The 24,839-nt window shown below is 65.4% G+C and carries 28 protein-coding genes; 10 read left to right on the top strand and 18 right to left on the bottom strand.

The window, feature by feature from the left end:
- Window positions 1-83: 83 nt before the first annotated feature.
- Together BMG03_RS05775 and BMG03_RS05770 are read right to left on the bottom strand one after the other, a co-directional pair.
- Window positions 84-1,004, bottom strand: coding sequence for a LysR family transcriptional regulator (locus BMG03_RS05775; RefSeq protein ID WP_075776361.1), 921 nt, complete (start codon window positions 1,002-1,004; stop codon window positions 84-86).
- On the bottom strand, window positions 1,004-1,795 hold the full coding sequence (locus BMG03_RS05770) for a nitrilase-related carbon-nitrogen hydrolase (RefSeq protein WP_077701132.1): 792 nt from the start codon (window positions 1,793-1,795) through the stop codon (window positions 1,004-1,006). The genes BMG03_RS05775 and BMG03_RS05770 overlap by 1 nt, the downstream gene beginning before the upstream one ends.
- A 245-nt stretch (window positions 1,796-2,040) precedes the next feature.
- On the opposite strand from BMG03_RS05770, the gene BMG03_RS05765 reads away from it, so the two are divergent.
- The gene (locus tag BMG03_RS05765; RefSeq protein ID WP_075776362.1) at window positions 2,041-2,970 is read left to right on the top strand and encodes an NADP-dependent oxidoreductase; all 930 of its coding nucleotides are present in this window, start codon (window positions 2,041-2,043) and stop codon (window positions 2,968-2,970) included.
- A 98-nt stretch (window positions 2,971-3,068) separates the two neighbouring features.
- On the opposite strand, the gene BMG03_RS05760 is transcribed toward BMG03_RS05765, so the two are convergent.
- The 9 genes from BMG03_RS05760 to BMG03_RS05720 all read right to left on the bottom strand — a co-directional run bounded on the left by BMG03_RS05760 (window position 3,069) and on the right by BMG03_RS05720 (window position 11,215).
- Window positions 3,069-4,115, bottom strand: a complete 1,047-nt coding sequence (locus BMG03_RS05760) for a flavin monoamine oxidase family protein (RefSeq protein ID WP_075776363.1) — start codon at window positions 4,113-4,115, stop codon at window positions 3,069-3,071.
- Window positions 4,116-4,148: 33 nt separating this feature from the next.
- Window positions 4,149-4,817: a cupin domain-containing protein gene (locus tag BMG03_RS05755; RefSeq protein ID WP_075776364.1), complete on the bottom strand. Its 669-nt coding sequence runs from the start codon at window positions 4,815-4,817 to the stop codon at window positions 4,149-4,151.
- A 122-nt stretch (window positions 4,818-4,939) separates the two neighbouring features.
- A complete protein-coding gene (locus tag BMG03_RS05750; RefSeq protein ID WP_075776365.1) occupies window positions 4,940-5,713 on the bottom strand; it encodes a carbon-nitrogen hydrolase family protein in 774 nt (257 codons plus the stop codon).
- Window positions 5,714-5,983: 270 nt separating this feature from the next.
- Window positions 5,984-6,949: an FAD:protein FMN transferase gene (locus BMG03_RS05745; RefSeq protein ID WP_075776366.1), complete on the bottom strand. Its 966-nt coding sequence runs from the start codon at window positions 6,947-6,949 to the stop codon at window positions 5,984-5,986.
- Window positions 6,930-9,137, bottom strand: a complete 2,208-nt coding sequence (locus tag BMG03_RS05740; protein ID WP_075776367.1) for a PepSY domain-containing protein — start codon at window positions 9,135-9,137, stop codon at window positions 6,930-6,932. Before BMG03_RS05740 ends, BMG03_RS05745 begins: the two co-directional genes overlap by 20 nt.
- A gap of 11 nt (window positions 9,138-9,148) precedes the next feature.
- Entirely contained in the window at window positions 9,149-9,619 is a 471-nt protein-coding gene (locus BMG03_RS05735) for a DUF2271 domain-containing protein (RefSeq protein WP_075776368.1), read from the bottom strand.
- A 40-nt stretch (window positions 9,620-9,659) separates the two neighbouring features.
- Window positions 9,660-10,061, bottom strand: coding sequence for a PepSY domain-containing protein (locus tag BMG03_RS05730; protein ID WP_075776369.1), 402 nt, complete (start codon window positions 10,059-10,061; stop codon window positions 9,660-9,662).
- Window positions 10,062-10,236: 175 nt separating this feature from the next.
- Window positions 10,237-10,905 carry a cytochrome b/b6 domain-containing protein gene (locus tag BMG03_RS05725; RefSeq protein ID WP_075776370.1) on the bottom strand — a complete coding sequence of 223 codons (669 nt, stop codon included), beginning with the start codon at window positions 10,903-10,905 and terminating at the stop codon, window positions 10,237-10,239.
- Entirely contained in the window at window positions 10,898-11,215 is a 318-nt protein-coding gene (locus BMG03_RS05720; RefSeq protein WP_075776371.1) for a PepSY domain-containing protein, read from the bottom strand. The genes BMG03_RS05725 and BMG03_RS05720 overlap by 8 nt, the downstream gene beginning before the upstream one ends.
- 144 nt (window positions 11,216-11,359) lie before the next feature.
- Here BMG03_RS05720 and BMG03_RS05715 point away from each other — a divergent pair, with 144 nt between their 5' ends.
- From BMG03_RS05715 to csgH, 4 genes are all read left to right on the top strand, one after another.
- Complete coding sequence (locus BMG03_RS05715) at window positions 11,360-12,019, top strand: response regulator transcription factor (protein ID WP_075776372.1); 660 nt, start codon at window positions 11,360-11,362, stop codon at window positions 12,017-12,019.
- Window positions 12,016-13,365, top strand: coding sequence for an ATP-binding protein (locus tag BMG03_RS05710; protein WP_075776373.1), 1,350 nt, complete (start codon window positions 12,016-12,018; stop codon window positions 13,363-13,365). The genes BMG03_RS05715 and BMG03_RS05710 overlap by 4 nt, the downstream gene beginning before the upstream one ends.
- Complete coding sequence (locus BMG03_RS20930; protein WP_075776374.1) at window positions 13,362-13,598, top strand: LysR family transcriptional regulator; 237 nt, start codon at window positions 13,362-13,364, stop codon at window positions 13,596-13,598. The genes BMG03_RS05710 and BMG03_RS20930 overlap by 4 nt, the downstream gene beginning before the upstream one ends.
- A gap of 183 nt (window positions 13,599-13,781) precedes the next feature.
- Window positions 13,782-14,147 carry a curli-like amyloid fiber formation chaperone CsgH gene (gene csgH / locus BMG03_RS05700; RefSeq protein ID WP_075776375.1) on the top strand — a complete coding sequence of 122 codons (366 nt, stop codon included), beginning with the start codon at window positions 13,782-13,784 and terminating at the stop codon, window positions 14,145-14,147.
- Window positions 14,148-14,178: 31 nt separating this feature from the next.
- Here csgH and BMG03_RS05695 read toward each other — a convergent pair whose 3' ends face one another.
- The 6 genes from BMG03_RS05695 to BMG03_RS05670 all read right to left on the bottom strand — a co-directional run bounded on the left by BMG03_RS05695 (window position 14,179) and on the right by BMG03_RS05670 (window position 20,624).
- Complete coding sequence (locus BMG03_RS05695) at window positions 14,179-14,361, bottom strand: hypothetical protein (RefSeq protein WP_075776376.1); 183 nt, start codon at window positions 14,359-14,361, stop codon at window positions 14,179-14,181.
- Window positions 14,362-14,435: 74 nt separating this feature from the next.
- On the bottom strand, window positions 14,436-16,082 hold the full coding sequence (locus tag BMG03_RS05690) for a GMC family oxidoreductase (protein WP_075776377.1): 1,647 nt from the start codon (window positions 16,080-16,082) through the stop codon (window positions 14,436-14,438).
- Entirely contained in the window at window positions 16,079-16,702 is a 624-nt protein-coding gene (locus tag BMG03_RS05685; RefSeq protein WP_075776378.1) for a gluconate 2-dehydrogenase subunit 3 family protein, read from the bottom strand. Before BMG03_RS05685 ends, BMG03_RS05690 begins: the two co-directional genes overlap by 4 nt.
- On the bottom strand, window positions 16,699-17,685 hold the full coding sequence (locus BMG03_RS05680; protein ID WP_075776379.1) for a hypothetical protein: 987 nt from the start codon (window positions 17,683-17,685) through the stop codon (window positions 16,699-16,701). Before BMG03_RS05680 ends, BMG03_RS05685 begins: the two co-directional genes overlap by 4 nt.
- Window positions 17,686-17,752: 67 nt before the next feature.
- Window positions 17,753-18,853 (bottom strand): enolase C-terminal domain-like protein, encoded by a 1,101-nt coding sequence (locus BMG03_RS05675; protein WP_075776380.1) that lies wholly within the window; start codon window positions 18,851-18,853, stop codon window positions 17,753-17,755.
- A 1-nt stretch (window position 18,854) separates the two neighbouring features.
- Window positions 18,855-20,624 (bottom strand): thiamine pyrophosphate-requiring protein, encoded by a 1,770-nt coding sequence (locus tag BMG03_RS05670; RefSeq protein ID WP_075776381.1) that lies wholly within the window; start codon window positions 20,622-20,624, stop codon window positions 18,855-18,857.
- A gap of 172 nt (window positions 20,625-20,796) precedes the next feature.
- Here BMG03_RS05670 and BMG03_RS05665 point away from each other — a divergent pair, with 172 nt between their 5' ends.
- Window positions 20,797-21,651: an SDR family oxidoreductase gene (locus tag BMG03_RS05665; RefSeq protein WP_075776382.1), complete on the top strand. Its 855-nt coding sequence runs from the start codon at window positions 20,797-20,799 to the stop codon at window positions 21,649-21,651.
- Window positions 21,652-21,737: 86 nt separating this feature from the next.
- Here BMG03_RS05665 and BMG03_RS05660 read toward each other — a convergent pair whose 3' ends face one another.
- Window positions 21,738-22,094, bottom strand: coding sequence for a BON domain-containing protein (locus tag BMG03_RS05660; protein WP_157771561.1), 357 nt, complete (start codon window positions 22,092-22,094; stop codon window positions 21,738-21,740).
- A gap of 219 nt (window positions 22,095-22,313) precedes the next feature.
- On the opposite strand from BMG03_RS05660, the gene BMG03_RS05655 reads away from it, so the two are divergent.
- The 4 genes from BMG03_RS05655 (at window position 22,314) to BMG03_RS05640 (ending at window position 24,796) form a co-directional block, all read left to right on the top strand.
- Complete coding sequence (locus BMG03_RS05655; protein WP_075776384.1) at window positions 22,314-22,511, top strand: hypothetical protein; 198 nt, start codon at window positions 22,314-22,316, stop codon at window positions 22,509-22,511.
- 66 nt (window positions 22,512-22,577) lie between these two features.
- On the top strand, window positions 22,578-22,847 hold the full coding sequence (locus BMG03_RS05650) for a hypothetical protein (protein ID WP_075776385.1): 270 nt from the start codon (window positions 22,578-22,580) through the stop codon (window positions 22,845-22,847).
- A gap of 131 nt (window positions 22,848-22,978) precedes the next feature.
- Window positions 22,979-24,238 (top strand): cytochrome P450, encoded by a 1,260-nt coding sequence (locus tag BMG03_RS05645; protein ID WP_075776386.1) that lies wholly within the window; start codon window positions 22,979-22,981, stop codon window positions 24,236-24,238.
- 321 nt (window positions 24,239-24,559) lie between these two features.
- Window positions 24,560-24,796 (top strand): hypothetical protein, encoded by a 237-nt coding sequence (locus tag BMG03_RS05640; RefSeq protein ID WP_341865726.1) that lies wholly within the window; start codon window positions 24,560-24,562, stop codon window positions 24,794-24,796.
- The last annotated feature ends 43 nt before the right edge of the window (window positions 24,797-24,839 follow it).

The raw sequence follows: 24,839 nt of genomic DNA, 5'->3' as shown, positions 1-24,839 counted from the left end.
AATTCGCGGAAGCATGCGTCGCGACGATGGACTGAAAAATATAGTTGTGTCGAAATTCACTTCGACGAAATTCGAAGCATAGATCAGACGGTGACGCTTTTTTCAGCATCTCCTGCGTAGACCGCTTCAAGCTCCGAGCGCATGGCCTGAGCAAGCGGCGAGGCCTCCGCATCGGGGCGCGTGATCGCCTCGAAGGGACAGCGGTAAAGGAAACGTTGCGGCAGGATGGCCCGCAGGCGGCCCGCCTCGACCCAGCGCCGCGCGGAGTGGTCCGGCATGTAGCCGATGAAGGCGCCCGAGAGGATCATCACCAGTTGCTGCTCGAGCCCCTGCGCCATCGCGGTCGTCTGCGGAAAATCGCGATTGTTCCAGTGATCATCCCGCCAGTAGCTGCGCCCGACCGCGCGCATCGAACTGACGAATTCAGGGGTCAGCGCCGCATCGGGCACTGACCAGAGCGGGTGACCCGGCGCACAATAGAGGAAGTTCTCCTCGTCATAGAGCTTTCGGTAATTGAGCCCGGCCACCTTGTGCGGGAAGGACCCGATCGCGAGATGCAGCGATCCGTCGAGCACCCGGGTCTGAAACTCCTGTGGCGAGCCTTGCGCAAGCTCGAACCGGACCGAACGCGCGCGACGCTCCAACGCAGCGATCGCTTCGGGCAGCCGGAAGTTCGGATCGGTCACGACATGGTCCACGAGCCCGATCCGTAGCGTGCCCGAGAGCGTGCCACGCAGGGCGGCGGTTTCGGTGACGAACTCTTCCGTCGCGGCGATCAGCTTGACCACCGCCGCATGCACGATCTCGCCCTTCTGGGTAAGCCGGAACCCCGCTCGTCCCCGCCGGCAAAGCGTCACGCCAAGCCGTTCTTCCAGCGCCGTGATCTGCGTCGAGATCGTCGACTGGCTGACATTGAGCTCGGCCTGGGCGGCGGCGAAACCGCGATGGCGGACGACCGCGTCGAAGACGCGCAGAAGACGCAGGTCTGTTCCCGCAAGCTGCATCAGGCCGTCTCGTCGACGTGGCGGAAGTCCTGCGCCTGCGTCGAGACGAGCGCGGGATCGTACTGCCGCTTCAGGGTGGCAAGGAGCATCGCAGGATCGCTCCCGGCGCGGGCGAGCGTCTTGCCGTCGGGGCCCATGATGACCGAAAGGCCGAAATACTCCAGATCGGCCTCGCTGCCGCAGAGATTGGCATAGGCGATGGCCAGCCCGTGATTGGCCGCCATCGCGGGCACGACATGATCGCCCACATGCTCGAACGGGCGCATCGCGGCGGTCGGCGCGAGGATCAACTCGACCCCTTTGTCACGCAGCGCCGCGACATGCGGGGCGAATTCGACATCGTAGCAGATCAGGATCGCCGTGCGCTTGCCCGCCAGGTCGAACAGCGTGTAGCGCGATCCCGGCACGAAGCGCTCGGCCTCTGCGGGGCCGTAAAGCTGGATCTTGCGATGATTGCCCAGCACCTCGCCCGTCGACGAGACGCAGATCGCCGAATTGCGAAGCCCGTCCGCGGCGCGCTCGGGGTATCCGACGCAGATCGCGCAGCCAGCCTCGCGTGCAAGCGGCGCGAGCCGGTCCGCCATATCCTCGACACTCAGCGCAAGCTCGTTGAGGTCGTCGCGCTCATACCCGGTCAGGAACAGTTCGGGAAAGACGATCACCGCCGCCCCCGCCTGCCCCGCCGCGCGCGAGGCGCGGGCGATCTGACCGAGCGCGGCGTCGCGATCCCCCGCGACCGTCTGTCCCTGCCAGAGCGCCACGCCCAGCCCGTCTTGCGCCTTGTCACTCATCGCTGCCCTGCTCTCGCTCTACGAAATTTTTCTGCGCCAGTTTCACCGCTCCGGAAAACGGCTGCAAGTCCGGAGCTGTGGATGGCGCATCGGCGCGCCGCCAACCGTCGGCGCTTCACATCTTCGGTGTCCATGGACCTTCAGCGCCGCGTTCGAGTTCTACCGTCAGATTGACCTAAAGACCTCTTGAACCGCGACCCACGCGCAAGCCGGTTTCCCACCCCATTCAAACAGGAGATACGCCCATGAAAGCCGCCATCATCCGGGACTACGACACGGCGATCGAAATCGACGACATCGCCCCGCCCCAGCTGAAGGAAGGCTCCGTCCTGATCGCCGTCCACGCGGCCAGCGTGAACCCCATCGACTACATTCTGCAATCGGGCGCGATGAAGGAAAACGTCCCGCTCGAATTCCCGCATGTCATGGGCTACGACGTTTCGGGTGAGATCGTCGAGGTCGGCCCGGGTGTTACGGATTTCAAAGTGGGAGACGCGGTGTTCGCGCGCCCCAACCAGGAGGACGCCGGCGCGATCGCGCAGGTCGCTCGCCTCAAGACCGATGAGATCGCGCTCAAGCCCGCGAAGCTGAGCCACGAGGAAGCGGCTTCCGTTCCGCTCGCCGGACTGACCGCGTGGCAGGCGCTGATGTCGAAAGCCAAGCTGAAGCCGGGCGACAAGGTTCTTATCCATGCCGGATCGGGCGGGGTCGGCACCTTGGCGATCCAGATCGCGAAGCATTTCGGGGCCCATGTCGCCACCACCTGTAGCCCGCGCAACGCTGATCTGGTCCGCGAGCTCGGGGCGGATATCGTGATCGACTATCACAGTCAGGCCTTCGACGAAGAGCTTTCGGATTACGACATCGTCTTTGACCTGCTGGGCGGCGAGACGCTGAACCGCTCGTTCAAGGTTCTCAAGAAGGGCGGCAAGCTCGTCTCGATCAAGGGGCAGGACACGGACGATCTGGCCTCCAAACACGGCGTCGAGTTCGAATGGTTCCTGATGGAGCCCGATGGCGCGATGCTGTCCGATCTGGCCAAGCTGCTGGAAGACGGGGCCATTCGTCCCGTGATCGACCGCGTCTACCCGATGAGCGAGACTCGTGAGGCTTATGAGCGGCTCAAGGACGGGCACGCCGTAGGCAAAATCGTGGTGACCATCGACCAGACCTGAGACCGCTTGCGGAAGGACTGAAAGCGGCTTGCCGGTCGGGGTGCGTATCCCGACCGGCAATGTCGTCTAGGATCGGCTTTTCCGACAGCGGGTTCGGCTCAAATACCCAGTTCGCGCGCCACGCGTTCGGCCGCAGCCAATGCGCCTTCCATGTAGCCGCCCATCTCGGGCGCGGTCTCGGATGAGGAGAGATGCACATGTCCGTCATGGAGGCCCCGAAGGACCGGCGGCAGGCCGTAATCGGGGTGAAACCGGAGCGGCTCGAAATCGGCTTCCGTCGCGGTTTCGGGGGCCATGGCCCAGTCCTCCAGCGCATAGGTCAGCGGGTTGGCGGCTTCGGGACCGAAGATACGCGCCAATTGCGCGAGCGCCATCGCTTCGATCGTCTCTCCCTGCCCGATCCGCGCCCGCGCGGGGACGCCCAGAAATCCGAAGAGCGCAGCCGGAGATCCTTCCGCCCCGGAGGCATCGTGGATTTCCGCCAGCGGCCCGCGCTGGCTCATCGCATCGCCTGAGAGCCCGGCTTCGCGCCAGAACGGACGCTCGTACACCGCGACGAACTTTGCGTGTCCCGCCATCCACGTCGGGGTCGCGCGGAGCGCCTGCATCTGCATGTCGCTCAGCGGCGGCGCAAAAGAGATTTGCGCCGCGACGCGCGGCGGCACGGCAAGCACGACATGCTCGGCCCAGCAGACGCGGCCATCCGCAAGCGTGACCGAGGGCCCAGTCCCAAGCGCCACGACCCGCGCACCGGGATGAAGCCGCGCGGCCGGAAGCTCAGCGGCCAACGCGTTCGTCAGCGCGACCATTCCGCCTTCGAGGCGCCACGACCCGGCCATGCTGGCAAACCCCATGTTGCGGTGAACAAGGCCGTTCGCATCTTCCAGGGACACCGCGCCGCGCGCGTACTGCTCGAACTTTCGCAGCTTCAGCGCCTCGGTGAGCGCAGCGATACGTGGCTGGCCGGGCCAGAACCACGACGGGCCGAGATCGACCTTCCCGGCGCCGATCTCAAGCGCCTTGATCCGCCCGCCGAAGCGGGGCCGTGCCTCGAACAGCTCGAAAGAAATCCCGCGTGCGTGCAGACGCCGCGCAAGCGCCAAGCCTGCCAGCCCACCGCCGACGATCGCGACCTGCGTCTTCATTGAAATCCCGTCATTTGGAGAAATGGTTTTCCGTCACTGGTCCGGTGCCGCGACAAAGCGCAGATGCCCTGTCTTGATCCAGAACTCCGCGCCGTCCTGCCCCGCCTGAACCTGCAGCGTGTGTCCGATAGGCAGGCGCAACCACGACCCCTCGCGCAGCTCGTCGCCGCTCTCGGTCAACGTCCCGCCAAGCACGAGCAGTTCCATCCCGCCCGGATCATCGAGCGACAGGCCCGCATTCGGCGCCAGCCGGAAATAGCGAACGATCTCACGTGCATCGCGGTGAAGCTCGGAGCACTCAATACCCTCTTCGGTGTGGACCAAATCGGTCCGCATGTCCTTGTGGAACTGGTCGCGGTCGTCGGGGTCGAATTGCCAGAGCTTCACGAAGATCGTGCAGCCGCCCTCCGAGCCCGGACGATGCCGGGTCTGCGGCGGATTGCGCACGTAAGTTCCCGCCGGATAATCGCCGCTCTCGTCCTGGAACACCCCTTCCAGCACGAGGTATTCCTCGCCCCCGCCATGCTTATGCGCCGAGAAACTATGCCCCGGGGCGAAGCGCACGATGCTCGTCGCCCTTGCCACCTCGTCGCCAATCCGGTCGAGCATCCGCCGCTCCACGCCAGCCGACGGCGAGCCATGCCAATCGAGCGTGTCGGAATGAACGAGCACGCGCTCCGAAAACTCCGCGTTGATTTCCATATGTCCTCCGAAATATTTGCCCCAACCCGAGGTGGACTGTCGCACCGCCCCTAAGCGGTGCGTAATCGGGAGCTATGCTCGGATGGCCGAATTTCAAATCGCGAAGGCGCGAAGGCCGCCGACTACTCCACGCGGCGCAAATCGTCGAACTGAACCGAGATCGCCTCGGCCGGATAATCGGCAGTTTTCGGCAGGTCCGCAATCAACGTCGTCGGCCCTCTTCCGGCCTGCGCCACGGCCTGCCCGTCGGGGCCCGCGATCACCGACTTGCCGCCAAAGTCGATCTCTCGATCAGGTCCCGCGTAATTCGCGTAGACGACCACGGCCGCGTTTTCGTTCGCCCGCGCCCGCACGAGCAGATCGGGAACGTGATCGTAGCCAACCGGATTCGCCGTGGGCACGAGGATCAATTCGGCCTTGGCTCGCGCCAGAGCACGCGCATGTTCCGGGAACTCGATGTCATAGCAAATCAGCAGACCGGTCCGGACGCCATTCAGCTCGAATACGGGTGGCGCCTCCGTACCGAAGTCGAAGCTCGCACGCTCCATCTCGCCGAAGAGCTGAATCTTGCGATAATGCCCGACCCTTGCGCCTGTCTTGTCGAGCACGGACGCCGCGTTGAACACCTGATCGCCCAGCCGTTCGGCCCAGCCATAACAGATCGCGCACCCGTGTTTCCGCGCGATGTCGCGCATCGCTGCGCACCACTTTCCGTCGAGCGGTTGCGCCTGCTCGCGGTGTTCTTCGGGGCGGTTGTAGCCGGGCAGTATCAGCTCGGGCAGCACGACAAGATCGGCTCCGAGCGACGCCACACCGCTCACCCATTCCTCGATGATCGCAAATATTTGCCTCTGATCAGAGGAAAGCGGCCGCGGTTGGACAAGCGCGATTTTCATGTTCGTCTCCATTCTCGACAGACAAGGGTTATCGCTTGCGCGGCAGCCCGGCAATCAGAGCGCGACCTGCAAACTGCGCGCCCCTTTCCGCGTCAAGGCGGATCGGATTACTCGCGGCACAGGGATCGCGCGATGCATCAACGATCAGGTCGGGATGTCGTTTTCCTCCACCGTTACGCCCATCCCGATAAGGGGCGAGGACATGTCGGAGCGCGCCTGCAGCGGCATCTCCCGGCGCCGTCGGTCGGATCCGCGGCGAACCGACGTAGCCTATACCGTGGCCGCCAGACTCTGGGGAAAGAGATCGCCTGTGCCACGGCTTTGCACGCTGCCGTCGTCCACATGCATAAGGAACAGGGCGTCGAGACCGCGCGCCTTCGCAACCTCCAGCCCCTTGCCCGGACCGAGCACCATCAGCGCGGTGGCCCAGCCATCAGCTTCGGCGCAACTGCGCGCGACCACCGTCACGGAGGCAGGCGATGCCAGCAACGGTGCGCCACGCGAACGATCCATCGTATGCGAGAGCCTGCGCACGCCGAGATCGATCCAGTGACGGTAATCGCCCGACGTTGCGACCGATGCATTCTCGAGCGCGAGGATCGAATGCGGCATGCGGCGAAGCGGATCGGGGCTCTCGACCGCGATCGTCCACGCGCTGCCATCTGGCCTGAGCCCCTCGGCCCGCATTTCGCCGTCGATCCCGACAAGACCAGCCTCGATCCCCTGCGCGGCCAGCGTCTCGGCGAGGCGATCCACGCCGTAACCTTTCGCGATCCCGTTCAGGTCCAGCGCCGCGGGGCCGTGCTTGCGCACCCTGTCATGGTCGATCTCGAGCCATTCATATGCAGGCTGCCGCGGCACGCTCATCGCGGCGCGGATCGCGTCGGGCGACGCTTCGTCGGGCCCGAAGCCCCACGCCGTGACCGCATCGCCGAGCCCGACATCGAACGCGCCCCCAGAGGCTTTGCCGATCTCCAGCCCGAGGTGGAGCACTTCGGCCAAGCGACCGGGCACCTTCACCCATTCGCCTTCCGGAGCCGCATTGAGCCGCATCAGCTCGCTGTCGGGTTTCCACGTGGACATCTGGGTGTCCACCTCCGCAACCGCCGCCTGAAGCGCGGCCCGGATCGGCGCGGGATCGCGCCCGGGCGGTGCGAAAAACAGGGCGGTCCAGCGGGTGCCCATGGTCGGGCCGTGCAGGGCGTGGCGCACGAGATCAGAAGATGTCTTCGACATAGCGTCCCTCCGTTTTCAGTTTGGCCGCACTCAGACCAGAGGCCGCGAGGATATCGTGAAGGGCATCGGCGACCCCCGCCGCCATGTCTCTCCCGCCGCACACCATGATCCGCGCGCCGCTCTGCACGAGCCGAACCAATTCGGGGCCATCGGCGCGCATCGCATCCTGCACATAGCGCGGGCGCTGGCCGCGCGAGACCGAGGTCACGAGCCGCGACAGACGGCCCTCGTCCTTCCAACCCCCGATCTCCTGCGCATAGAGGAAATCGCTTTGCGGATCGCGTATGCCGAAGAACAGGTGGATCGGGCGACGTTGCTCGTTCTCACGCACGAAGCCCACAAGGGGGCCGATTCCCGTGCCCGCGCCGATCAGAATCAGCGGCGTATGCGAGCGGTCCGGCCGGAAGGCAGGATTGCGCCGGATGAATGCGCGAACGCGCTCCCCCGGCTCGAGCGCCGTCAGTTGGCTCGAACACAGGCCGCCGGGATGCTTCCTGACCACGATCTCCAGAAACCCGTCGCGACGCGACGACGCGAGCGAATAAAAGCGCGGTGTCGGCGCCCCTTCGGGCAGGATCCCGATCAGGTCTCCCGCGGCGAACCGCGTGAAACCCGTACCTGTCAGCCTCTGCCAGAACGTAGCGCGCGGCAGCGAGAAGCGCAGGATCGACGTCGGCGCCTGCACGTCCGCCCCGTAATCGCGCCGCGACTGGAGCGTGAGTTCGGTCGTGACGGGCGGCGTCGGTTGGTGTTGCAGATCGAGCGCGATCCCGAGCACCGCGCCCAGCGCCTGCCCCCAGCGCGCGAAGGCCTGCGGCGACTGACGGTCGATCGTGTCATAGGGCAGAAGAACCGGCCACCTCTTCGCGTCCACGGTGTCGGCAACCGTCTGGGCATAGGCGCAATAGGCAGGGAAACTCCGGTCCCCGAAGCCGAGCACGGCAATCGGGATATCCAGCGCATCGGAATGGGCTTCGAGTTTCGTCAGGAACCCTTTCGCGGAACTGGGCTCCGCCCCGTCGCCATAGGTTGCCGCGAGCACGATGATCCGATCGGCCCGGGCGTAACGCTCGGGGGCGAAGGACGACATCGGCGCGATGTGAACACTCTGGCCCGCTGCGCGAAGCGCCGCGTGCAGGGTCGTCGCAAACCCCCATGTGCTGCCGCTTTCGCTACCGACGAGAAGGATCGTCTCCGCGCGCCCGGCCGACTGGTTGGCCCGGACACGCGGGCGTCCGCGACGCCCCACGAGCCAGATCGACACGCCGGTCAGACCCATCGCCGGCACGCCGAGCGCCATGAGACCCAGCACCGCACCAAGCAGCGCAGCGCCCTGCCCCGTATGCAGGGTGTAGATGGTTTCCGAGACGCGTTGCCATGCGGTCAGATCCGCCCAGGCGAGCACGGTGCCGGTGCCCTGATCGAGATAGCCGGTGCCGCGATCGGTCTTGAGCGTGAACACATCGGTGGCATCGCCGTCATAGGGGAAGCTCAGGCTGCGCAGTTCCGAGACGGGCGTGGTGCCGAGCAAGCCGAGATCGGGAATCGACGCGCCCGTTTGGCCGCTCACCTCGGTGGGCACGCCCAGCGACGGCCCGCCATCCGGGATCAGCGCGAAGGTCGAGGCCGTCATCCACAAAGAGGTGACGGAGGAGAAGATCAGACCTATCACCGCGACGCGGGCGATCTCCACATGGAGCCGCCCGGCGAGCGGCCCGCGCAAACGGGAGAACCAGTTCCGCCAACCGCCGACACGCCGCGCGACGAGCATCGCTCCGGAGACCGAGAGCACAAGCATCGCGACTGCGCCCAGCGCGCTCGCGACACGGCCGGGATCGCCGAGAAAGAGGGAGCGGTGCAGGTTGGTCAGCCAACGCTGAAAGCCATACGGATCAGCCGAGGCGACGCCGCGACCCGTCATGGGATCGATTACGGCGGCACCGGGCTGTCCGGACTCGAACCAATAGGCGGTGATCCGCCCCGACGGTGCACGCCGGATCTGCTCGAGCCCCGGATAGACAGTCTGGATGCGCTCGGCGAGGGTCGCAACGCTTAGCTCTGCGCCGGCCTGCGGCGCCGCGATCCGCTCCGTAACCGAAAAGACCGCGAGCACCGCGCCGCTAAGCGCCAGCACCGTGACAAGCGCCAGGGCAATCAGCCCCGGCCAGCGATGAAACGCGCGGATCATGGCCTGTCACCTCACATGTCGTAGGTGAAATCGGCCACGTAGCGACGGCCCGAGACCGGCTTGCCCGCGCCGTCCGTGGTCAGCGGCACGGCGATCTCGTTGGGGCTGTCGCGCATGTCCTCGACGGCGGCATCGACATGGAGCGTGTAGCCGGCGTCGAAGAGCGCATCCGCGAGATCGAGCGTTATCTCGAGCGTCCGGCCCGCGCCGACGCTGGCGCCGGTGATGCCGTTGATCTGCGCCGGGTCGCCCGCGGTCGCGCGATACCAGTCGCGGAGATGCTCGTAATATTTGGACTTGCCACCCGCCATCCAGAGGCTGCCCGCATAGGCGCCCGACGGGTCGGTGACATAGAGCGCGAGATAAGCGCCGTCGCCGCCGTAATTGTTCAGCGTGGTCTTGAGCGTGACGGGCTGCGCCGACGCGAGGGCGGGAACGGTCAGCGCCGTGCTCAGCGCCAAAGTTGCTAGAAGAGACTTCATTACGGGAATCCTTTTTTTGGGGGAGGAATGCGATGTCGGCTCAGTTCACCTGAACCTTGGGCGGCGCGCCGTTGCCGAAGAGACCGTTTTTCGGCGGGGCGACCGTGCCCGCGGGGGCCGGGTTGCGCGCCGATGCGCCGTAATCGTCATCGTCGTCGTCTTCTTCGTCATCGTCGTCATGTTCCGACCTGATGAGGCGCAGCGTCGCCGGATCGAGCTTGGTGTCGATTTTGCGCCCGTCGCGGTCGCGGCCCTCGATCTTGTATTGGCCGTCTTCCATCTCGATTTCCTCGACGGCCCAGCCGTTCTCGCGCGCCATCTGCATCACCGCATCACGGGACATTCCTTCGCCGCGCGAAGACTTTCTGTAGTCGTCGTCGGCCAAGGCCATCCCTGCGGGCAGCAGGGCGATGAGGGGAAGTGCGGTCAGGGTCTTTCGCATGGCAGGGTCTCCTTTTTCATCTGCTACCGACAATCTGGGCAGCGGACCTGAGGGCATCCTGACAGGCGGACGGTTTCCGCTTCAGCTTGGCGTCAGGAAAAAGGCCCCGCCGTGTGAGGGCGGGGCCGAGTCAGGCCGCGGAACGAAACGGCCTTGGCGACGAAATCGGAAGCGGTCAGGCGATATCGCCGGGGCCAGGCGCACGCTTGTCACCGGTGAGCATCGACCGCGCGAGGTTCTCGCGATGCCGGAAAGACGCAAGAACGACACCGGCGACATGCAACGCCACGAGCAGCAGGACCAGATTGGCGAGAACCTCGTGCAGCTCCTCGAGCGCCTCGTTACCGCCGCCCTCCGCGCCCTCGCCGTATTCGCCCTCCTCGTCGGCCAGCGCCGGGGTCACGATCTGCGGCAGCGCGGGCAGCATCGCAATGCGTGTGGGCTCCGCCATCAGCCAGCCGGTGAAGGCGGTTCCCGACAGCGAGATCAGTAACGCCACGATCATCAACGCCCCCGCAGGGTTGTGACCGAGATAGCGACGCTCCTTGCCGCGCAGCATATCGCCAAGATAGGAGAGCGTCTGCCCCGGCCCTCTGAGGAACTGAGTGAACCGGGCATAGCGCCCGCCCACGATCCCCCAGATCAGTCGGAGCGCGACCAGCCCGGCGACAGTGTAGCCTGCAACCTCATGCACCGGCTGCACTTCGTCGGCGGTGAACCAAGCAATCACGAAGGTGGCGACAAGAGCCCAGTGGAATATCCGCACCAGCGGATCCCAGACCCGCACGCGTCCCCCGGCCTCGCCGTTCGGACGCGTTGCGTCGCGAAATGCTGCGTCACTCATGGTTGTCTCCTTCACGATCTTGGCGGGACCGACCTTCTTCGCCGTTTTCATATTCGATCTCGAGAACCTGGAGCGTCGCCGGATGAAGCTTCACTTCGACCCGGCGGCCCTGCACGTCAGTGCCGTCGATCTCGTAGCAGCCGTCGTCGATCTTAATGCGGCGCACTGTCCAGCCGTTCTGCTCGGCGAGCTGGACCACGGCGTCGCGGGGCTGCCAATCCGCCATCGGCGCGAAACAATCGTCATCGGCCAGGGCCGCCCCGGCCGGGAACGTCGCGAGAAAGGCAAGAATTGTCATGGTCTTCTTCATGGGCCAAACTCCTGTTCACGGCCAATTCCGCACCTTTCATGGGCAATCAATCTGACGGGAACCTGAAGCCGCATCCCGCGCAGCGTCAGCTTGGTGTCAGCCGGGCGGGTGAAGAGGGGTCAACGGACAAGAGATGGAACGAAGATGCGCATCCTGCTGATCGAGGACGACACTATTCTGGGCAACGCGGTGCGCGACCAGATCGCAAGCGACGGTCACTCCGTGGACTGGGTCACGCGACTCGACGAAGCGGGCGCGTCGGTCCGCAGCACCGGCTACGATCTCGTCCTGCTGGACCTCATGCTTCCCGACGGTCGGGGCATCGGCTTTCTGAAGGCGCTGCGCAGCCGGGGCGATGTGACGCCGGTTATCATCATGACCGCGCTCGATCAGGTCTCGGACCGGATCGAGGGGCTTAACGCGGGCGCCGACGACTATCTCGTGAAGCCCTTCGATCTCGCGGAGCTCTCGGCGCGCATCGGGTCGGTGGCGCGGCGCTACAGCGGCAATCCGAACCCCATCGTGAGCCATGCCGGGCTCGAGATCGACCTCGCCGCGCGCAGCATCAGGCGCGACGGCAAGCCCGTGCAGCTGACCGCGCGCGAATGGGCCCTGTTCGAAGCGTTCCTCTCGCGACCCGGCCAGTTGCTGTCGAAAGCCCAGCTAGAAGAGAAGCTCTACGCCTTCGATGCGGAAGTGGAGAGCAACACGATCGAGGTCCATGTCAGCCGCCTGCGCAAGAAACTCGGCGCCCATGTGATCGAGACAGAACGCGGCCTCGGCTACAGGCTGGGCAAGGCATGAGGCTGCCCCGAAGCCTTCAGGCCCGTCTGGGACTTTCGCTCGGGGTCGTGCTGGCGTTGATGTGGATCGCCGCAGCGACGGTCACCGCGCTGATCGTGCGCAAGGAGATGAGCGAGGTCTTCGATTCCACGCTTCAGGAAACGGCGCAGCGGATTCTGCCCCTCGCGGTCATGGATATCGTGAACCGTGACAGCACGAATGTGACACAGCGCCTTGCGCAGCTTCGCAATCACGAGGAATTCTTCACCTATATCGTGCGGGACGCGGAGGGGCGTATCCTGCTCCAATCCCACGCCGCCGATCCTTCCGTGTTCCCTGCGTATGAGGGACGGGGCTTCAGCCAGACGGCCACCCACCGGCTGTACAGCGATGCCGCGCTTCAGGACACGGTACGGATCACCGTCGCGGAGCCGCTCGCGCATCGCGCGCAGGTCGCCCGCGAGATCGAGCTCGGCCTCGGCCTGCCTTTGCTGATCGTGATCCCGCTCGCTTTCGCGGCTGTCGTTCTCGCGGTGCGGACCAATCTGGGGCCGTTGCGGCGGTTCCGGACCAGCCTCGAGGCGCGCAACGCCCGCGACCTTACGCCCATTCCGACTGACGACCTGCAGGCCGAGATCGCCCCGGTCGCAGCCACGCTCAACAATCTTCTGGGGCGGCTGCGCGAGGGGATCGAGGCCGAGCGAAGCTTCGCCTCCAATGCGGCCCATGAACTGCGCACACCGCTTGCCGGTGCCATCGCGCAGACCCAACGGCTGAGCGCGGAAACCACCGATCCAGCCGCCAAGGCACGCGCCGCCGATATCGAAGCGACGCTCAAACGTCTAACGCGGCTCTCGGAACGACTGCTGCAGCTCGCCCGGGCGGAAGGCGGGCCGTTGCGGCTGGAGCGCAGTTCGGACCTGCGCATGACCGCCCGCCTGATTGTCGAAGACCTCGCGCGCAGCCTCGATCCCGGGCGTATTGCGCTGGAGTTACCGGAGACGCCCGTGCTCTCGGATCTCGATCCCGACGCCTTCGGCATCCTGTGCCGGAACCTCATCGAGAACGCCCTGAAGCACGGTGCGCAGGACGACCCCGTCACGGTACGGCTGACCAAGGAGGGCGTGTTCACAGTGACGAATGGCGGGCCCGTCATCCCCAAGGAGACGCTGGCGCGCCTGACTGCGCGGTTCGAGCGAGCGGGCAGCACGAATGACGGCAGCGGGTTGGGCCTCGCCATCGTCTCAGTGATCGCGGAGCGCATCGAAAGCCCCCTCACTCTGACCTCGCCGCCGAGCGGTCGCGACGCGGGTCTCGAGGTCAGGGTGCAGCTCCCTCTGAATGGGACGGAGGTTAAGCCGTCGTGACGGTCACACGCCGCAGGGATGGGCAAACGACCGCCGCATGGCATCGTCGTTTAGCGAAGGCGCAAGAAACGCTGAAAGACATCAACCTCAACGCGATGAAACGCTTCGTGGCCGTCGCCCGGCTGGGCGGCATCTTGAAGGTAGCCGAGGAACTGGGCGCGTCGCCCTCTCCCGTCAGCGAGCGCGATCATTCGAATGGCCGAGCGGGGACGGAAATAAACCGTCCGGGGTAAAGCCAGCTCCGATCAGACGTGATATTCTCGATATGTCAGGGTCTTGCATCATCTGAGAAAGGCACCAGCGACGTGATCGCCAGAGACGTGCGGTCCCAGCTGCTGTTCTTAGCCGGCACCACGTTCGTTTTTACTCTGGAGACCTCAACCGGCCGGCGCGCCCCGTGATCACAGGAGCTCATCATGAAACTGAAGGCCTATCTCCTCGCCTTTCTACTTGTCGCACCGTTTCAGGCTCTGGCCGACGGGGCCGGGCGCGCATGGATTTCACTCTCGAAAGACAAGGGACTTGTCACGATTGAGACCTTCTCCCGGCTGGAGCCCGGCCATTCGGGTAAATATATCCTCGAGGTGAGGAAAAGCGGCCCGAACGGGCGATCCGTCAACCGGCAAGCCGGCTCTGTTCCTGTATCCGATGGAGACGCGACCGGCCCGCTTTCCACAGCGAAGATCTCGTTGGAAGCGAATGCGGACCTCACCGTTCACCTGCGCGTCACCGATGACGAAGGGCGGGTGTTCGAAGATACGGCGGTGAAATCCGGCGAGTGACCCTGCAGCGGATCAGCCGCCGAACACGCACCTATTCGGAGCGTTCTCCGGGAGGTTTCTTGAGCCGGACGTAAGCCGCATAGCCTTCTCGCAAGGGGGTGTACTCCGTGACGTTCTCCACGAGGTCGCCCTCGAAGCGGTCATCGACCTCCGGCAACCGGTCGACGTTCTTGTCGGCCCTCAGACCGTCCGCATATTCGACCTTGATCTTCATGGCGTCCTCTCAAATCGGGTAATTTCTATGAACTCGCAGCGCCCCGCCCGCGTGCGGGGCGCCACCCTTCGTCTTCAATGGAAGCGCGCATCGATGATCCGGTCGGCGATCCGCGCGGCATTGGCGAGGATCGTCATCGCCGGGTTCACGCCGCCGCCGGTGGGCATCAGCGAGCCGTCACAGATCCACAGATTGTCGACATCCCAGCTGCGGCCCATGTCGTTGGTGACCGAGGTCTCGGGATCGTCGCCCATCGGGCAACCGCCCATCAGATGCGCCGTGCTCTGGGTTTCGAACAGGTTGTGACCGCCCGCAGCGCGCATCATCCGGGACATGAACCCCCGCGCATGTTCCTGCAGCCGCTTGTCATTGTCGCAGAAGGAATGGGTCACCTTGGCCCGGGGAAGGCCAAGCGCATCGGTCTCGTCGGCCAGCGTCACGCGGTTGTCCGGTGACGGCATCGACTCTCCCACCATCTTCAGCCCCGCCATCCGGTTGTAGCGGCCCATCTTGCTCAGCAGATCGTCGCCGAACAGCCCCGACGAGGAGACGAGCGTGCCCGCAAAATCGCCGGGCAGCGGGCCTTGGCTCATGAAGGAATAGCCACCGTCGAAATCCTTGCTCGGGTCGTCATCGGCATAGTTCCAGTGCTCGCAGGTCGTCATCGAGGGCGGGCCCTTGTACCAGCGGATCTCCTCGTCGAACTCGCCCCAGACGGCGTCGTTCGCATGCACCATGAGGTTGCGCCCGACCATGCCGTTGGAATTGCCCAAGCCCTGCGGATGATGCGCGTTGGCCGAGTTCAGCAACAGCCGTGGCGTCTCGATGGAGTAGCCGGCCACCACCACATTCGCGGCCTTCTGGAAATGCCATTCCCCGTCGCGATGGTAGGAGACGCCACTGGCGCGCCCGTCCGGGCCCGTTTCGATGCGGCCAACCATGGCGAGGTCGCGCACCTCCGCCCCCGCCTTGATCGCGCGGGGGACATAGGTAATCAGCATGCTCTGCTTGGCATTCACCGAACAGCCGATCTTGCACATGCCGCGATAGGCGCAGGGCGGAGACTTCCCGCGTGGCGCGGAGACGGTGCAGAGCGGCGTCGGCGCCCAATCGACGCCAAGCGCCTCGGCCCCGCGCGCCAGAACCAGACCGGCCTCGTTCACCTCATGCTCGCGATAAGGGTAGCGCCCGCGATCGGGCCCCCACGGGTAGCGGATCGGCCCCGAAATCTTCAGCGCGTCCTCCACCTCGTCGTAGTAGCGCCACATCTCGCGCCAATCGACGGGCCAGTCGCGGCCGTAACCAAGTTTCGAGCGGGACTTGAACCATTCCGGACGGAAGCGGAGCGACACCATCTGGAAATGCACCGAGGAGCCACCCACCGCGCGGCCGGAGTTGTTCGCCCCGAGTTCGATCGGATCGTCGCCGTCGGAGATACGCGGATCGAGCCAATAGAGCTTGTCCTGCTCGCGCTCATCGGATGCGAAGTCGCGCTTTGGCTGGAAGAAGGGACCGGCATCGAACAGCACCACCGACATTCCGGCTTCGGCGAGCTTGGCTGCGAGAACCGAACCGCCGCAGCCCGCACCGACGATCACGAAATCGACCGGCGCGTTCTTAGGGTATTCGCGCATCGGCACCTGCCCTTCGCGCTTGAATACGTCCGGGGCGTGGCCATTCACCGCGCGGGGGCGATCGCTGCGAGACGAGTCTTGGGTCATGCCTGGTCCTCCCATTTTCCGAAGGGCGCCTCCCACGGGTCGATCTGGCCGGCCTTGAGGCGCACATAGCCGCGTGGCGCGGCGGGGCCGCCATAGCCGATCTCGCTCATCCCGGCGGGGGCGCTGTAATAGATTTCCACGATCTGCTTGAGCAAAAGCGCGCGGAAGAATTTCTGCGGTGGCATGTCCTGCCATGTCTCGGGCGCGCGACAGTCGCTGCGATCGATGGCGCGCAGCAGGCGCTCCTGCTCGGGCCGGTCGAGTTCGCGAAATCCGCGCCCGTCGAACGTCGCGCGTGCCTCGGCATCAATCGCCTTCAGGCCGCGGGGCCATGCCTCGCGCTCGGGCGGCATCGTGGCGAACCGGGTGCCGGTGCCGCGATCCTCGTGCAGCGCCGCGTCGATGAAGGGCGCGATGGGCACGGGCTCGGGGCGGCGCTGCGGGATCACGACCGCGCAGAGCGCCTCCAGAAGCGCGAACTGGTCCGGGTCGAGGAAGCGGCGCGGCGGCGGATCACGTCGCGCGCGCAGAACCTCGCGGGTCTGATCGTCGAAGGACGGGCTGTCCCATTTATCGAGCACGTCATAGCCCGGATACGGGGTACGAAACGGTTCGCTCATATCGCTGCCCTTTCCTTTGTCTGGTGCGGCTGATCCTGTTCCACCGCGAGCAGATCGAGTGCGGCACGCCCGGTCTTGCCGAGCCCCGCGAAGCTGATTGGCGCGGGCATCGGCGGGCCCGCCAGCGTCGTCTGTCGCCAGTTGCGCCAGCCCGCCGAGTTGCGCGCGACGCCGTAGGCGTGAAAGCCTGTGCCGACATAGCCAAGCCCCTCGACCGCGCGCAGCAGCAGGGTAAGCGGGCGCCGGAAGCGCCGATGCGGATAGATCGCCTGCGCCATCAGCCCGGCGGCGGCGAGCGGCGGCAGCGTGACCGGCAGATACATCGCCTTGTCATGGAACGCGCCGCGGAAATGCAGCAGCGCAACTTCGCCCGACTCCGCCACCAGCGCGAGCGCGGTGAGGCAGGCCAGTTCGCGCCCGTGCAGATGCTCGTAGCCGCGAGTCTGGGCCATCCGGTGAGTGACCATGCCGAACAGACCGCTCATGATCAGCGCCCCCGGTGCACCGAGCGGCGCGGCGTAGAACAGATTGTTCCACGAAATCCCGCCGGGCCGGCGACTGATGTTGCGCAGGTGGAACCCCATCCCGGCCATCCCGATCCCGACGGAGGTGAGATGCGTCGCCTCGAGCGCCCGGCCGCGCTTGCTGCGCCGCGGCTCCGCCAGGGCGGCTGCCATCGCGGTCGCTCCAGTCAGCGGGGCGACATACATCTCGTCGCGGCGGAAATCGCCGCGCAGATGTTCCAGCGCGCTGTCGAAAAGGACGCTTGCGCCCATGATCGCGGCCCCGTCCCGACCGAGCCGCAGCGCCTCGCGCTTGTTGCGCGACCGCTTCACCGGGTTGCCGGAACGCGGGCGGCGCGCGGCCAGCCCGGCGGCGACGAAACCGAGGCCCACGCCTGCGACGATGGCGCCCAGCCCGATGCCGCCGACGGGCCGACGGGTGCGGCGTCGGAATGCTTCGTATATCCTGTCATGGGTCATTGCGAATTCCCTTTGCTACTGCCGAAACCTTTCGTCCCGGCGTCAGACGATGCGCCGGGAACTGCGCTCAGGCCTGTCGGAACCGCTCGGCTTCACGCGGACGCAGCCGCAGCCCCAGCCCCGGTTCGCCATTGTCGCGAAGCTGGCCCTTCTCCGGCTCGGGCGCGCCGTCGAACAGCATCCCCTCGATCCGGACATGGTCGTGAAACCATTCGAGATGGATCGCGGGCAGCGCGGCGAGGCAGGCGTGCAGATGCAGCGCGGGAGCGCAATGGGCAGAGAGCGGCACCTGATGCGCGGCGCTCAGCGCGGCCACGCCCATGAAGCCGGTGATACCCGCGCAGCGCGTGGCATCCGCCTGCAGCACATCCACCGCGCCCGCTTCGAGCATGTGGCGGAAATAGCCGATATTGAAACCGTACTCCCCCGCCGTGACATTCATCCCCGCCGGGGCCCGGTCGCGGCACAGGCGCAGCCCTTCGAGATCGTCCGAGGAGACCGGCTCCTCGTGCCATTCGACGCCGAATTCGCGGGCACGCTCGGCCAACGCCAGCGCCTCCTTGCGGTTCTGGGCACCATTCGCATCCATGAACAGCCGACAGTCGGAACCGATGGCGTTGCGCGCCTGTTTCAGCCGGTGCGGATCGCGATCGGGGTCGCGCCCGACCTTGATCTTCACCATAGAGAAGCCTTCGGCGGCCCAACCCTCGAGTTGGTCGCGCAGCTGCCGGTCGTCATAGGAGGTGAAACCGCCCGAGCCATAGGCCGGAATCGCGTCGCGCGCGCGGCCGAGAAGGGCGGCGACGGGCTGGCCCAGCAGCTTCCCTTTTAGGTCCCAAAGCGCCGTGTCCACCGCCGCAATTGCCATCGCGACGGGACCATCGCGCCCGATGTTGCGCGTGGCATGCACCATCGCCAGCCAGAGCTTCGCGATGTCGAGCGCATTGCGCCCTTTCACTTGTGGAAAGAGAGTATCGCGCACGATCCCCGCCGTCGCGGGGGTCGTGTAACTGTAGCCAAGGCCGGTCTCGCCCCCAGCGGAGATGGAGACGAGAACCATCGAGGTCTCGCTCCATTCCAGCGTCCCGTCGGATTCCGGCGCATCGGTCGGGATCGTCAGGACGGAGACGTCGACCGCCTCGATCAGCGGATCGGAGCCGAGGGTCATCTCAGCGGTCCGTGACGCGCTTGAACGCCTGCTTCACGATGCCACCGGCCTCGGAGTCTCCATGGACGAGCGCGCTCATGAAGGATTTCGCCTGCTCCATCGTGATATGGGGCGGCAGCGTCGGCACGTCGGGATCGACGGTGGCGTGGATCACGGTCGGGCGATCCGCGGCGAAGGCGGCTTCCCAGGCCGGACCGATCTCCTCGGTGCGGTCGATCCGCAGCCCCTTGAGGCCCAACAGCTCCGCATATGCGGCCATGTCGATATCGGGCACGTCCTGCGTCTTGTCGACACGCGGGCTGTCGGCCATCGCGCGCAGCTCCCAGGTCACTTGGTTGAGGTCCTGGTTGGCCAGCACACAGATCACCAGCCGCGGGTCTGCCCAGTCGCGCCAGTATTTCGAGACGGTGATCAGGTCGGTGATGCCCAGCATCTGCATCGCGCCGTCACCCACGAAGGCCACAGCCGCGCGGTCCGGATAGCAGAACTTCGCCGCCACAGCGTAGGGCACGCCCGGGCACATCGTCGCCAGCGTCCCCGAAAGCGAGGCCTTCATGCCGCGGCGGATCTTGATCGCACGCGCCAGCCAGTTGGCCGAGCTGCCGGAGTCCGCCGACAGGATCGCGTTGTCGGGCAGCCGCGACGACGCCTCCCAGAACAGCCGTTCGGGATTGACGGGATCGGCGCTCTCCTTGGCGCGCTTTTCGACACCGTCCCACCATTCGGCGGTCTTCTTCTCGATCTTCTCCCGCCACGACCGGTCGGTCTTGGGCTTGAGGCGCGGCAACAGGGCCTCCACCGTGTCGGCTGCATCGCCAACGAGGTTCACGTCCATCGGGTAGCGCATCGACACCATCGTCGGGTCGAGGTCGATCTGCACCGCCTTGGCCTGCCCTTCCTCGGGCAGGAATTCCGAGTAGGGGAAGCGCGAGCCGATCATCAGAAGCGTGTCGCATTCGCGCATCATCCAGTCGGAGGCCTGCGTGCCCAGAAGCCCGATCGAGCCGGTCACGAAGGGCAGATCGTCCGGTAGCGCGGCCTTGCCCAGAAGCGCCTTGGCGACGCCTGCGCCAAGGGTTTCGGCAAGCTGCGTGATCTGCGTCTCTGCGCCGATCGCACCCGCGCCGACGAGGATGCCGACCTTCTCGCCCGCGTTCAGGATATCCGCCGCGGCGGCGAGGTCCTTGTCTGCCGGCAGCAGGCGCGGCGCCTGATAGCCGACGCCGCTGTGGACGGTGCCATGGGCGTGGGGCGGCGCTTCGACCGCCTGAGCCTCCTGCACGTCATTGGGGGCGATCACGCAGGTCACGCTGCGCCGCGCCTGCGCGATCCGGAGCGCCCTGTCGATCAGGTGGCGCGCCTGTCCCGGTGCCATCATCGTGTGGACATATTCGCTCGCCACATCCTTGAAGAGCGACTGCAGGTCGACCTCCTGCTGGTAATTGCCGCCAAGCGCGTTGCGCCCCTGCTGGCCGACGATCGCAAGCACCGGCTGGTGGTCCAGCTTGGCGTCGTAGAGACCGTTGAGCAGGTGGATCGCGCCGGGGCCGGAGGTCGCGAGACAACAGCCCACCTCGCCGGTCCATTTCGCATGCGCCGCCGCCATGAACGCGGCGCTTTCCTCGTGGCGTGCCTGAACGAATTCGATCTCGTCATCGCGTCCAAGCGCTGCGACGAGCCCGCTGATCCCGTCTCCCGGGAAGCCATAGATACGGGTAATGCCCCACTGCTTGAGGCGAGAAAGAATGAAATCGGCAACGGTGTCGGACATGTCTGCCTCCACTGTCAGATGTGATGAATGGATTAGGGAAACGGATGCGTCTTGCCGATGTTCCCACAAGAGCCTGTGAGGAGAGGGCCGCGGCGCCCCATGAAGAAACACAGGAACATAGCAGCGCGCATCCGGTTGGTGCGTTCAGACCCATCCAGAAAGGAGCCCGGCAATGAATTACCCCAAACCTCCCTTCCCCAAGCAACCGCAATCCGTTCCCGGTTCGACGGAGAAGATGGACCCGCGCCCCGATCATGGCGAGCAGAGCTATGTCGGGTCGGGCAGGCTCGACGGGATGGCCGCCCTTGTGACGGGCGCAGACAGCGGCATCGGTCGCGCCGTGGCCCTGGCCTATGCCCGCGAAGGGGCCGACGTGATGATTTCCTATCTCGAAGAGCATGACGAGGCCGAGGAAACGCGCCGGCTTGTCGAAGAGGCAGGCCGCCGCGCGTATGTGATGCCCGGCGACATTCAGGACGCCGATCACTGTCGCGCATTGGTGCGCGATACGCATGAAGCCTTCGGGCGTCTCGACATTCTCGTCAACAACGCGGCGCACCAGATGCATTTCGACGAGATCGAGGACATCTCCGATGAAGAATGGGAAACGACCTTCCGCACCAACATTCATTCGATGTTCTACCTGTGCAAGGCGGCGCTCCCGGTGATGGAGAAGAACGGCGCGATCATCAACACGGCCTCGATCAACTCGGACAAACCCAATCCCGGTCTGCTGGCTTACGCGGCGACCAAGGGTGCGATCCAGAACTTCACCACCGGGCTGGCACAGATGGTGGCAGAGCGCGGGATCCGCGTGAATTGCGTCGCACCGGGGCCGGTCTGGACACCGCTGATCCCCTCGACGCTGCCGGAGGACTCGGTCGCGCATTTCGGCGAGGACAAGCCGATGGGCCGCCCCGCGCAACCGGCGGAGCTGGCCTCCGCCTACGTGATGCTTGCCGATCCGCGCTCGAGCTACACGTCAGGCGCGACGGTGGCCGTCACCGGCGGCATGCCGATGATCTGATTTAAAGACGCGGGCCGCCAGCAGAAGCTGCGGCCCGCGCGAATTTTCGTTCGCTCGACTTTTCGGCGGTCAGGCGTCCGAGCACATCACGCGGGCCCTACGCCGAGCTGATTGCGGACCAGCAGAACACCACGCACTTCCTGTGCAAGCGCTTCTGCGAGCGTGCGCTGGAATTCCAGCCTGATCGTGCCTTCGAGCGTCACCACCCCTTCTTCCGCGACGATCAGGACATGGCTCATGTCGACTCGTCCGTCGCCTTCGAGCGCGCTCCGCACGGCGGACGCCAGTTCGTCGTCGGGGACGATCTCCGCGGGTTGCTCCGGCAGGTCGGGCATGATCGGTTGCTCGACGCCGTGATACCCGTCCGGTCGGCTCGGCGCCGCAAGGTCAGAGCGCACCACATGGACGTCTCTGACGTCTTTGTCATCGCCATTCTCGGTCATGATCTCCTCCATGGCTATGGAACGGATCAACGAGTGAGCATCCCGCTTGTTCCTGCGCGCACGCCAGCCGCGCACGGTTTGTTCCGCCAGATTCACGATGGTTCGCGCCATGGAACAAAGGCTGGCGGGGTTCGTTTTTCGGGTAAGCATGACGACCCTCGCGCGGAGCACTGCACGGGTCCCACGCGGGGGTCTCACTTTGACCAAAGGAGGCCTACCATGTTGACCAGACTGCTCTTTGCAGCCTCAGCCCTCGGTGCCTTGGGGTATCTCATCAACCAACGGCGCGGCACCTCGGCACAGGGCGTCCGTCCCGCAGGTCCCTCGCAGATGCGAAACCCACCTCGGAACTGGGACCGGGTCGACGAGGAAATGGATGAAAGTTTCCCGGCAAGCGATCCGCCCGCGAATTATTGACTTCAATTCACCTAAAATCGGGGTCCCGGCGCCAACCCGCCGGGACCCCGCGAAGAGAGCGACCAGATGCCAAATACCTATCTCGAAGAAACATTGGTCACGCTGGAGGCTCGTTTGATCGCGCAACGCCGCGTTCTGGCACGGCTGGTGTCGGAACTGCCCGCAGAGTCGCGCGAGACCGTCATGGCGTGGATCGGCGAACGCGAAGTCATGCATGACGGTCAGGAAGATCCCGGCGCGGACCCGGACGCGACCGACGCGCTTCCGCTAAGCATTGCCGAGGAGTTCCAGCAGATCGCGACGCTCGCGCGGCGCCACCGCCGCGGCAATGGGTGATCCGTCCGGCCGAAGCGCAGACGACGAAGGCAGACGCCCGTGATGCCACCTGCGGCGGGCTTGGCGCAGCCCGCATCGGCGTCGTGCCCCTAGCACCAGCAACCAATCAGGCCCATAGCGAGGCAAGGCAAATGCAGAATTCCCAATCCATTCCACATCTCTCGGGGATCGACAGCACCCGGGCCTTCCTCAGCGAGGGCTATTCGTTCATTTCCCGCCGTTGCGATCAACTTGGGAGCGATGCGTTCCGAACCCGGCTGATGCTGCGCCCCGTGACCTTCCTGCGCGGACGCGACGCGGTACGCAGCTTCTATGAGCCGGGACGGATGACGCGTCGCGGTGCGATGCCGCCCACCGTGGTGCCGCTTCTTCAAGGCAAGGGCAGCGTGCAAAGCCTCGACGACGAAGCCCATCACATCCGCAAGCAGATGTTTCTGGACCTCATGGACCGCGACCGACTGCGCGCGGCCCGCCGGATTTTCGCAGAGGAATGGCAGGCTGCGGCCCGCAGTTGGCAAGGCTGCGAGATCGACTTCTCTGATGCCGTCGACGGCATCATGACGCGAACGGCGCTGCGCTGGTGCGGCATCGACCCGTCACAGCACGACGTTGCCAGCCGCGCGCGCGAACTCAGCACGATGTTCGCCGCGGCCGGCACGCTCGGGCCTGCCTATCTACAGGCACGCTGGCTCCGGGCGCGGTGCGAGCGTTGGGCGCGCAGCCTGATTTCGCAGACCCGCGAAGCGGACGGACCTGCCGGAAGCACCTTGGCCAAGCTCGCCTTCCACACCGATCTGGACGGCAGCCGGATGAGCGAAGACGTGGCCGTGAAGGAACTCCTGAACATACTGCGTCCGATCGTGGCGGTCGGGCGCTATTTCGTGTTCGCCGCCCACGCTCTGCACTCCCACCGCGCAGCCATCCCGGCCGTTGCGGAAGACGACGAGCCGACCTGCCGCGCGATCGCCGAGGAGGTGCGCAGGCTCTACCCGTTCTTCCCGGCGATCGGCGGGCGCGTGCGCGAGGCGTTCGACTGGCACGGCGCCCGGTTCGAACCCGGCGATTGGCTGGTCCTCGATCTCTACGGCACCAACCACGACCCTGACATTTGGGAGGACGCGGAACGCTTCCGCGCCGAACGCCATCTGGGCCGTGACATCCAACCCGAGGGGCTCGTGCCGCAGGGCGGCGGCGACTATCTGCAAAATCATCGCTGCCCGGGCGAATGGCTCACGATGGAGCTGCTGACCGAAGCCGTCATGCAGCTGCGCAAGCTCGATTGGACGGTCCCCGAGCAGGATCTGACACTTTCCGACAACCAGTTCCCCCCGCTGCCGGGAGGCGGCCTGCGCATTGCAGTCCAGCCGGAGAATCCGGGCGCGCGCTGCTGAAAACTCCGGGGCGACAGGCCGAACGCATGCCAGATACCATGTCGAGCATGGGCAGGTCGCAGCCGGTCGAACGCCCCGGCTAAGAGACTTCGTGCCGGCGCCCAACCCGCGCCAACTCTTGACGTCGTCCCGCGATAGACCAGATTATTTTCGAAATGACGTTCGCATCGAGTGGCCAAATTGTCGGATCCACATCCGGATTAGGCCAACATGCTGCTAGATTGACCCAAGGCGCCGCAGACAATCCGCCTTTGCCAAACAGCCTGAACGAGGTCCGCTATCAACGCCCAGTTACTTGCTGCCCTGATCCTTCTGCCGTTCGTGTTCATCGCCATTTACGCAGGCGTGCACGAGTTCCTGCGTTACAAATCGAAGGGACGTGCGAATTACGGCCTGATCTTCGATGAGGAGACCGGAACCTCCTACGTGACCGGCATCTCCGAGGAGGAGGAGGCCTTCGACCCCGAAGATTTCGATCCCAATGACTACAACGAGACCGTAGCCGTCGAGGAAACCGACGGGGAAACCAGCGAGGAAAACGACGAGCACAAATCCTGAGCCTCGGAAATCCGGCCCCGCCATCGACGCCCGACAGGCGATC

It is taken from the genome of Thioclava nitratireducens, assembly GCF_001940525.2.
GTDB lineage: Bacteria > Pseudomonadota > Alphaproteobacteria > Rhodobacterales > Rhodobacteraceae > Thioclava > Thioclava nitratireducens.
This window is presented reverse-complemented; position numbering and strand designations above follow the sequence as displayed.

Bases quoted from the DNA above. Each gene is read 5' to 3' on its own strand.
- BMG03_RS05675 (WP_075776380.1), bottom strand. From the start codon at position 18,853: ATGACCCTCGGCTCCGATCCGCTGATCGAGGCGGTCGACGTCTCCGTC.
- BMG03_RS05730 (WP_075776369.1), bottom strand. From the start codon at position 10,061: ATGCGAAAGACCCTGACCGCACTTCCCCTCATCGCCCTGCTGCCCGCA.
- BMG03_RS05660 (WP_157771561.1), bottom strand. From the start codon at position 22,094: ATGACCGAGAATGGCGATGACAAAGACGTCAGAGACGTCCATGTGGTG.
- BMG03_RS05745 (WP_075776366.1), bottom strand. From the start codon at position 6,949: ATGTCGAAGACATCTTCTGATCTCGTGCGCCACGCCCTGCACGGCCCG.
- BMG03_RS05685 (WP_075776378.1), bottom strand. From the start codon at position 16,702: ATGAGCGAACCGTTTCGTACCCCGTATCCGGGCTATGACGTGCTCGAT.
- BMG03_RS05695 (WP_075776376.1), bottom strand. From the start codon at position 14,361: ATGAAGATCAAGGTCGAATATGCGGACGGTCTGAGGGCCGACAAGAAC.
- BMG03_RS05650 (WP_075776385.1), top strand. From the start codon at position 22,578: ATGCCAAATACCTATCTCGAAGAAACATTGGTCACGCTGGAGGCTCGT.
- BMG03_RS05775 (WP_075776361.1), bottom strand. From the start codon at position 1,004: ATGCAGCTTGCGGGAACAGACCTGCGTCTTCTGCGCGTCTTCGACGCG.
- BMG03_RS05725 (WP_075776370.1), bottom strand. From the start codon at position 10,905: ATGAGTGACGCAGCATTTCGCGACGCAACGCGTCCGAACGGCGAGGCC.
- BMG03_RS05750 (WP_075776365.1), bottom strand. From the start codon at position 5,713: ATGAAAATCGCGCTTGTCCAACCGCGGCCGCTTTCCTCTGATCAGAGG.
- BMG03_RS05765 (WP_075776362.1), top strand. From the start codon at position 2,041: ATGAAAGCCGCCATCATCCGGGACTACGACACGGCGATCGAAATCGAC.
- BMG03_RS05720 (WP_075776371.1), bottom strand. From the start codon at position 11,215: ATGAAGAAGACCATGACAATTCTTGCCTTTCTCGCGACGTTCCCGGCC.
- BMG03_RS05670 (WP_075776381.1), bottom strand. From the start codon at position 20,624: ATGTCCGACACCGTTGCCGATTTCATTCTTTCTCGCCTCAAGCAGTGG.
- BMG03_RS05755 (WP_075776364.1), bottom strand. From the start codon at position 4,817: ATGGAAATCAACGCGGAGTTTTCGGAGCGCGTGCTCGTTCATTCCGAC.
- BMG03_RS05735 (WP_075776368.1), bottom strand. From the start codon at position 9,619: ATGAAGTCTCTTCTAGCAACTTTGGCGCTGAGCACGGCGCTGACCGTT.
- BMG03_RS05645 (WP_075776386.1), top strand. From the start codon at position 22,979: ATGCAGAATTCCCAATCCATTCCACATCTCTCGGGGATCGACAGCACC.
- csgH (WP_075776375.1), top strand. From the start codon at position 13,782: ATGAAACTGAAGGCCTATCTCCTCGCCTTTCTACTTGTCGCACCGTTT.
- BMG03_RS05710 (WP_075776373.1), top strand. From the start codon at position 12,016: ATGAGGCTGCCCCGAAGCCTTCAGGCCCGTCTGGGACTTTCGCTCGGG.
- BMG03_RS05760 (WP_075776363.1), bottom strand. From the start codon at position 4,115: ATGAAGACGCAGGTCGCGATCGTCGGCGGTGGGCTGGCAGGCTTGGCG.
- BMG03_RS05655 (WP_075776384.1), top strand. From the start codon at position 22,314: ATGTTGACCAGACTGCTCTTTGCAGCCTCAGCCCTCGGTGCCTTGGGG.
- BMG03_RS05770 (WP_077701132.1), bottom strand. From the start codon at position 1,795: ATGAGTGACAAGGCGCAAGACGGGCTGGGCGTGGCGCTCTGGCAGGGA.
- BMG03_RS05665 (WP_075776382.1), top strand. From the start codon at position 20,797: ATGAATTACCCCAAACCTCCCTTCCCCAAGCAACCGCAATCCGTTCCC.
- BMG03_RS05680 (WP_075776379.1), bottom strand. From the start codon at position 17,685: ATGACCCATGACAGGATATACGAAGCATTCCGACGCCGCACCCGTCGG.
- BMG03_RS05715 (WP_075776372.1), top strand. From the start codon at position 11,360: ATGCGCATCCTGCTGATCGAGGACGACACTATTCTGGGCAACGCGGTG.
- BMG03_RS05740 (WP_075776367.1), bottom strand. From the start codon at position 9,137: ATGATCCGCGCGTTTCATCGCTGGCCGGGGCTGATTGCCCTGGCGCTT.
- BMG03_RS05690 (WP_075776377.1), bottom strand. From the start codon at position 16,082: ATGACCCAAGACTCGTCTCGCAGCGATCGCCCCCGCGCGGTGAATGGC.